Annotated in this window: 5 protein-coding genes and 1 rRNA gene; 4 read left to right on the top strand and 2 right to left on the bottom strand. The window is 57.4% G+C overall.

The genetic code is table 11. The features are described from left to right. Positions 1 to 82: 82 nt before the first annotated feature. Positions 83 to 469 carry a PAS domain-containing protein gene (locus tag E0486_RS18210; protein ID WP_131854441.1) on the bottom strand — a complete coding sequence of 129 codons (387 nt, stop codon included), beginning with the start codon at positions 467 to 469 and terminating at the stop codon, positions 83 to 85. 533 nt (positions 470 to 1,002) lie between these two features. Between E0486_RS18210 and E0486_RS18205 the strand changes: the two genes are divergently transcribed. Beyond that, on the top strand, positions 1,003 to 1,371 hold the full coding sequence (locus E0486_RS18205) for a hypothetical protein (protein ID WP_131854439.1): 369 nt from the start codon (positions 1,003 to 1,005) through the stop codon (positions 1,369 to 1,371). Between the two features lie 119 nt (positions 1,372 to 1,490). On the opposite strand, the gene E0486_RS18200 is transcribed toward E0486_RS18205, so the two are convergent. Further along, a complete protein-coding gene (locus E0486_RS18200) occupies positions 1,491 to 3,998 on the bottom strand; it encodes a M1 family aminopeptidase (protein ID WP_131854437.1) in 2,508 nt (835 codons plus the stop codon). 135 nt (positions 3,999 to 4,133) lie between these two features. On the opposite strand from E0486_RS18200, the gene E0486_RS18195 reads away from it, so the two are divergent. The 3 genes from E0486_RS18195 to E0486_RS18185 form a co-directional block, all read left to right on the top strand. After that, on the top strand, positions 4,134 to 5,459 hold the full coding sequence (locus E0486_RS18195) for a hypothetical protein (protein WP_131854435.1): 1,326 nt from the start codon (positions 4,134 to 4,136) through the stop codon (positions 5,457 to 5,459). A gap of 3 nt (positions 5,460 to 5,462) precedes the next feature. Next, on the top strand, positions 5,463 to 6,200 hold the full coding sequence (truA, locus tag E0486_RS18190) for a tRNA pseudouridine(38-40) synthase TruA (RefSeq protein ID WP_131854433.1): 738 nt from the start codon (positions 5,463 to 5,465) through the stop codon (positions 6,198 to 6,200). 775 nt (positions 6,201 to 6,975) lie between these two features. Further along, positions 6,976 to 7,498, top strand: a 16S ribosomal RNA gene (locus tag E0486_RS18185); the annotation flags it as partial.

Genomic DNA, 7,498 nt, shown 5'->3' with positions numbered 1-7,498 from the left:
CTTTTCTTTTTATTTACGATTGTTCCGCATCATAGAAAGGCGCCCGGGCAGGCGGCCCGTTAGCCGGCTCGGGGGGCTGCCGTTAGTCGATCTCGTTGTCGCCAAGCTCCTTAGTAAGTTTGGTAAAGCCCATCACCTTGCCTTCGTTGTCGTGCAGCGCCGTGATGAGGATGCTGCCCCAGAAGGTAGTGCCGTTCTTGCGTACACGCCGGCCGATGTGCCGGGCGCGTCCTTCCTTGGTGGCCTGCTCCAGAAGCAATTCGGGCAACCTGGCTTCGCGGTCCTGCGGCATGTAAAACATCCGGAAGTTTTGCCCGAGGATTTCGTCGGCTTTGTAGCCCTTGATCTGCTCCGCGCCTTTATTCCACGACAGGATGGTGCCGTCGGTGTCGATCAGGATGATGGCGTAATCCATAATCTCCTCGATCATACGCTGGTGCAACATTTCCAATAATTCCTTCTTTTCCACAACGCGAAAGTAAGCCGGGGCCGGTTTCTGTTTACTTTTCAGGGGCGATTGTATGCCGCATTTTTTCACAAAGTGCGGCCATTTTGCCGGAGCGGAGGTGGGTCCGGTGTCCCGGTCCTTTACAGCCGGACCGCTCCTGCCGGCACCCGGGGCCGGCACATTGCAGGGGCGGCGGCAACGTTGAAACCACCGGTTCTAACATTGGAATCATCGATCTCAGCGTTGACCCCCCGGGGGGGAACATTCGAGCCGGGGAGTGGCGCTGCTGAAAACGACGATTTCTCGGCCCATACCGCCGGCTGGAACGTTCGCGGCTGCGGTCGCCATGTTCCGACCCGGCGCTCTAAAGTTCGTAAGGGCGAATCGAACATTCGGATCAGGAAATCCATCGTTGCCCCCGGGGGGTGAACGTTGAGGGTGGGGGTGGGATGTTCAGCAGGGGGAGCCAATGGACCATTTGCCGTATTTCTACTATTGTTTGGGTAGTGCCGACAGGTTAATTTGGCTCCTTTATCAACCAAAATTTTACTGCTATGGCCAACAATCAGCCACGGATCAAGATCCCCGGTAACGTTGGGGAAAAGATCGCTCTGGGTAAAAAGATTTTCAAAAAGCACGGCGACGACGGTGCGGACAGCCCGCTGCGGTCGATCCAGGATTTCAACTGGGACCGGATGGGACCCAAGATGGCCCCTGCCGCCGAATGGCACGACAAAGCCGAATTTCACCGCAAGGAGGCCGAGAAGGCCTACCGCGAGCGCGACCAACTGTTAGGCGATATCGACGGTGCCATTACCGCGAGCCGCGACGTACTCAAGGGCGTCCACAAGAAAAATCCCAAACGCCTCGGCGACTGGGGCTTCGAGGTGGATGACACGCCCAAGAAGAAGCCCGGCGCCTGAGTAATGGCTGACGTCTGATCCCGGATGTTTGATAAAAGAAAAGCTTCCCCGCGGGGAAGCTTTTCTTATTTGCGGGATTCGTGAAAATCAGAAATCAGACATCCGACATCAGCGATTCTTTAGAAGGGTTTTTTCGCCAGCTTCTGCTCCAGGTACTCTGCGGAGGCGGTGCGGCCGGCATCGCGCTGCGTCTTCACCACTTTCTTCAGTTGCTCGTTGACGGGGCCCAGGGCCTGGTCGCGGAATTCTTCGGGGATCTGCTTGACCACGATGCCCAGGAAGGCGAACACATCGTCGACGCCGCGTCGGAACAGCGAGGGGTCGGCAGTTTGCGCCAACGCCTTCAGCATGTTGCCCATGGACGTGTACTTCTCCTGGCTCGGCGCCATAGCGATGTAGTCGGACACGATGCGCTCGTTGGCACTCGGGTCGCCGGAGGCCAGCAGCAGGCCCGTAACAGAGGAGGCCAGCTTGCCCTTACTCTTTTCTTTGGAGAGACGCTTCGCTTCGCCAATCGCAGCGGCGCTGTCAATCTTGGCCAGCGCTTCGAGCGCGTTGCCTGCTACCGTGTACGACGAATCGTTCACCGCCGTGCGGAACAGCGGGCTGTATTGCGCCTTGCGGTACTCACCGAGCTTGGTGATGGCCACGGCTTTCACCGTGCGCTTCGGGTCGGAGGCGGCGAGCTTCGACAGCGGTGCTTCGGCGGCGGTCTTTACGGCCTCTTTCTTCAAATCGAGGCGCGAAGCGGCATAGGAGCGCAGGCCCTCGTAGCGGTCGGCCAGGCCTTGCAGCAGCAGGTCGAGCGCTTTCGGATCTTCCTGGCGGCGTGCGGCCAGCTCGAGCGCCTCGCGGCGGTCGAGGTAGTTGCCGGCGTATTTATACTGGTGAATGTATTCGTCGAGTGTTTTGTTCTCCGTTTTGGTAGCAAGCAGCACCTTGTCGGCGTCGAAGTTCACGAGGCTCGGCTTCGCATTGGAGGCAAAGCTGAAGGTGTCGGTCCTGCCGGTCACCCATACAAAATGGCGGCTGCGGTTGGCGCCATTGTAAACATCGATGTTCACCGGCAGCGTAAACAGCTTGTCGCCGCTTTGTTTTTGCTGCACGATCACGCGCACCATCCTGGCGGCTTCGTCGTAGCTGTAGTTGATGTCGAGTTTGGGGTGGCCGCTGCCGTAATACCACTGGTTCCAGAACCAGTTGAGGTCTTTGCCGGTCACGTCCTCGAAGGCGAGGCGCAGCTGCTGGGCCTCGGCGCTTTTGAACTTGTTGGTGGTCAGGTATACGTTGAGCGCTTTGAAGAAGGCGCTGTCGCCCACGTAGGTGCGCAGCATGTTGAGGATGCGGCCACCTTTGTTGTAGCTTACCGCGTCGAACATGTCTTCCTTGTCGTTGTACTGGAAGCGCACGAGGTCTTTCTTGTCGCTGCCGCTCATCAGGTAGCCCTGCATGTCGCTGTAGTTGTGCGCATCGGCGGCGTCCTTCCCGTATTTATACTCGTTCCACAGGTACTCGGAATAGTTGGCGAAGGATTCGTTGAGGGTGAGGTTGCTCCAGCTTTCGGCGGTTACGTAGTCGCCGAACCATTGGTGAAACAGTTCGTGGGCGATGGTGCCTTCCCAGTCGTTGCCGTCCGAAAGCTCGCGGGCGTCCTGCTGGGCCGATTCCTGGTGCAGCGTGGCCGTGGTGTTTTCCATAGCGCCGCTCACGTAGTCGCGGCCCACGATCTGGGCGTACTTGGCCCAGGGGTAATCCACGCCGGTAATGCGGCTGAAGAAGGCCATCATTTCTGGCGTGTTGCCAAAGATGCGGCGGGCTACGGGGGCATAATCCTTCTCCACGTAGTAGCTTACTTCCTTGCCTTTGTACTTGTCTTTCGTAATGGAGAAATCACCCACGCCCATGAAGAACAGGTAGGGGGCGTGCGGCTGGTCCATCTTCCAGTGGTCCGTGCGGGTGCCGTCGGCGTTCCTGGTCTGCTTTACCAGCAGGCCGTTGCTGAGCGTCACATATTTGGCCGGCACGGTCATCAGGATCTCTTCGGTGGTCTTCTGGTTCGGTTTGTCGATGGTGGGTACCCATACCGAAGTAGCCTCGGTCTCACCCTGCGTCCAGATCTGCGTGGGCTTGTTGGGCTCTTCGCCGCGCGGGTTGATAAAATACAGGCCCTTGGCATCGGTGATGGCCGCCGAGCCGGCGGTTTTGTATTCGTCGGGCTTAGCGATGTAATCGATATAGATGGTGTAAGGCTCGTTGCTGCGGAACGTGCGGCCGAGGCGGATGGCGAGCTGCTCGCCGTTGTAGTCGTATTTCAGCTTGCTGTTGACGCCGCCCTTCACCAGCGACACTTCGCGGATCTCCATGCCTTTGGCATCGAGGCGCAGGGAGTCGGTGGGGTAGAAGTGGGGGCGAAGCGTGATCCAGGCCTTGCCTTTCAGCTGCGACTTCGAATAATCAAAGCGGGCGTCGAGCTTGGTGTGCACGAGGTCGTTGATCTTTTCGGACGTAGCGCGGTACGGCAAGGGCGCCGGCCTGCGTGCCGAATCGGTTCCCTGTATGGTCGTGGTCTGGGCAAAGGCGCCCGCGCCGGCGAGGCAGAGGACTCCTGCGAGGAAGAGAGATTTCATATTGCGTGTTTGATAAGTACTGCAAATCTAGCCTTTGGGGCGGCGCGGCGTACTAAATTGTGTCCGCGCGCCGTTCCCCGGTATGAACGGGCTTTTCCCTTGCATCGCCCGCCAAAAACAGTAATTTTGAGCAACATGAAAAGAATCGGACTCTTCTGCGCGCTGCTCGTCCTCGGCCTGGCGGCCGGTGCGCAAAAAGTATACTTTATATATATGCAGAGCGACAACGGCGCTCCGTTCTACGTGCGCCTCGGCGACCAGGTGTCATCCTCCGCTGCATCCGGCTACGTCATTCTTTCCGGGCTGCGCGACAGCAGCTACCTGCTGCAGGTGGGCTTTCCCGGCAGCACGACCGAGAACCGCTTTCCGGTGGTCATGAAGGGCGAGGACAAGGGTTTTGTGCTGAAGCAGGTGGGCGGCGCCTGGAACCTGTTCGATCTCCAATCGCTTTCCCTCACTAAGGCGCTCGCCGCCGTTGGCCCCAGCGAGGAGGAAAGCCGGCAGCTCCTGGCGGCGGCCGATCCCTTTACCCGCCGCCTCGTGCAGGCCTCCGACGACCTGACGCTGCTCAGCTCCGGTCCCTCCGCGGCCACCGCCGCAGTGGAGACGTTGCCGCCCGCTCCCATGAAAGCTGTTCCCACCCCCGAAGTAGTGGCGGTGGTCGTCGCGCCGGCCGCCGATACCCTGCCGCCCCAATCGACCACGGCGATCCCGGCTGCCGACACAATGGCCGTGGCCGTGCAACCCGCACCGGTTGAAACCGAGGAACCTTACCACCGCTCATTGGTAACACGTCGCTCCGAAAGCTCCACCACGGAAGGTTTCGGACTGGTGTTCATCGACAAGCTGGGCGAAAGCTCCGATACGATCCGCCTGCTCATCCCGAACCCTAAAGAGGTGTACGTACCGGCCCCGGTGGCCGACACCGTCCTGCGCCGACAGGAGTTGGCCAGCACGCCGGCGCCCGTGGATACGGTGCTGGTAGCTGCACAGCCGGCAGCGTCGAAAGGGCCCGTGGATACCATCCTGGTGGCGCCCCCTGTAGCTGTCGTTTCCGGTACGGTCAAAGACAGCGTGGCGGCAACGCCCGCCGTGCCGGCCCAGACCGCGCCTGTCAGCGGCGCGCGTCCCCGCGCCTGGGCGGTGCCCGATATCAGTTGTGCAGCCGTGGCCGAGCAGAAGGATTTCCTCCGGTTCCGCAAGAACCTGGCGGCCGCGGAAGACGAAGGCGATATGGTAACGGTGGCGCGCAAAGAATTTCGCAAGCGCTGCTATTCGGTAGCGGAGCTGAAGCTGCTCGGCACCCTCTTCCTGACCGACCTGGGCCGCTACAACTTTTACGAATCTGCCTGGGGCCACGTTTCCGACCAGCACAATTTCCCCGAGCTCGAGCTGGGTCTGAAAGACGCTTACCTCGCCGACCGGCTTTTTGAACTCAGCAGCCCCAGGGCGACGAAGTAATCCATGACGCGCTATTTCATCGAGGTGGCCTATAAGGGCACCCGGTACAACGGCTTCCAAATCCAGGAGAATGCACGGACGATCCAGTCGGAGCTGGAAGGTGCCATCGCGCTCATTCAGCGTCACCCGGTATCCCTGACCGGCTCGTCGCGCACCGATGCGGGCGTGCACGCGCTGCAGAACTACTTCCACTTTGACGCCGGCGAGCTCCATCCGCAACTGGTTTATAAGCTCAACGCCATTTTGCCCGGCGACATCGTCGTCAGGCGCCTGCTGCCGATGCCCGAAGGGGCGCATTCCCGCTTTGACGCCATTGCGCGGGAGTATGAATACCACTTATACACACAGAAGAATCCCTTCCTCCAGGAGACCGCGCTCTTTTATCCCTACCGGCTGGACCACGACGCCCTCGCCGAGACCGCTGCTTATATAAAGGAGCAAACGAATTTCTGGGCCTTTTCGAAGACGAACACGCAGGTGAAGAACTTCCGCTGCCAGATCGCCGTATCGGAATGGGTGGAAAGGGGAGAGGAGTTCCTCTACCATATAGAAGGAAACCGCTTTCTGCGGGGTATGGTGCGCTTGTTGACGGCTACCCAGCTGAAGGTGGGACGGGGGAAGCTGAGCCTCGACAGTTTCAAACGGCTTTTTACAGAAGAGGCCAAATGCGGTCATTCCATCGCCGCGACCGGGTTATACCTGATCCAGGTTAAGTACCCGGAAAACTACTTCCCGCGCTGACAGGCGGTTTCCGGACTTTTTGCCACTTTTCTTTTCTGATTGTTTGGCTGTTATGGCTGAGCGTGCTATCTTTGCGTCCGCTTTTTGAAGGTAGGGATTGCAAGGGAACGGGACGGGTGGCAGCACGTTGTTTTCGTTGTTTGGGTGGTGTTTTTCTTTCACAAATTATTTGGGGATTTCTTCAAAAAAGATTTGGCGAGGGAGGTTGGAAGCCCTTATCTTTGCACTCCGCTTTACGACAGGGTGGTGCTCTTTAAAGGATTGGGTTTCAATGAGTTACGAAGGTTTTTCTGAAAATAAATTTCGAAAAAAGTTTGGCTGGTAACGTTGGACCTTCTATCTTTGCACTCCGCTTCTGAAACGAGGCAAACAGTTCTTAAGATACGGTTGACCAGGTGATTAGATGGAGTGGTGGTTTGGAAGAAACGCCGGGAAGTTTAAAAAATAAATTTGGTCAGAATAAAAGAAGCTCTTACCTTTGCACTCCGCTTCGAAAAACGGAGGGGCGCAATTGGAAGGAGTTCTTTAGAAAAACGATGGGTGAGACGCTTTAAAAGTGAGGCGGTCTGCGGTTCGAAACCGGGTCATCTGCGAAACAATTTGGAAGTAGGAATACGGACGGATTGAAGTTCTTTGAAAGAAAGGGAAGCAACGTAGCAACTAACTTCGGTTAGGCTACATTAAGGTAAGGTTGATCATTAGCGAATAAAATTCGACACAAATGACTCGACAATTTTCGAACGAGAATTTTCTAGTCAGGAAGTCAAACACTTTTACAATGGAGAGTTTGATCCTGGCTCAGGATGAACGCTAGCGGCAGGCTTAATACATGCAAGTCGAGGGGCAGCATGGTGTGTAGCAATACACACTGATGGCGACCGGCAAACGGGTGCGGAACACGTACACAACTTACCCGGAACTGGGGGATAGCCTTCCGAAAGGAAGATTAATACCCCATAAGATAGTGGAGTGGCATCACTCAGCTATTAAAGCTCAGGCGGTTCTGGATGGGTGTGCGGCTGATTAGGTAGTTGGCGGGGTAACGGCCCACCAAGCCTGCGATCAGTAACTGGTGTGAGAGCACGACCAGTCACACGGGCACTGAGACACGGGCCCGACTCCTACGGGAGGCAGCAGTAAGGAATATTGGTCAATGGACGCAAGTCTGAACCAGCCATGCCGCGTGAAGGATGAAGGTCCTCTGGATTGTAAACTTCTTTTATGGGGGACGAAATCTACGTTTCTACGTAGTCTGACGGTACCCTAGGAATAAGCACCGGCTAACTCCGTGCCAGCAG

This window comes from Flaviaesturariibacter aridisoli, from assembly GCF_004343705.1.
Taxonomy (GTDB): Bacteria; Bacteroidota; Bacteroidia; order Chitinophagales; family Chitinophagaceae; genus Flavisolibacter; species Flavisolibacter aridisoli.
Note: the sequence above shows the minus strand (reverse complement) of the source record. Positions and strands in the feature narration are given on the sequence as shown.

Coding starts and splice junctions, on each gene's coding strand:
- E0486_RS18205 (WP_131854439.1), top strand. CDS start 1,003: ATGGCCAACAATCAGCCACGGATCAAGATCCCCGGTAACGTTGGGGAA.
- E0486_RS18200 (WP_131854437.1), bottom strand. CDS start 3,998: ATGAAATCTCTCTTCCTCGCAGGAGTCCTCTGCCTCGCCGGCGCGGGC.
- E0486_RS18195 (WP_131854435.1), top strand. CDS start 4,134: ATGAAAAGAATCGGACTCTTCTGCGCGCTGCTCGTCCTCGGCCTGGCG.
- truA (WP_131854433.1), top strand. CDS start 5,463: ATGACGCGCTATTTCATCGAGGTGGCCTATAAGGGCACCCGGTACAAC.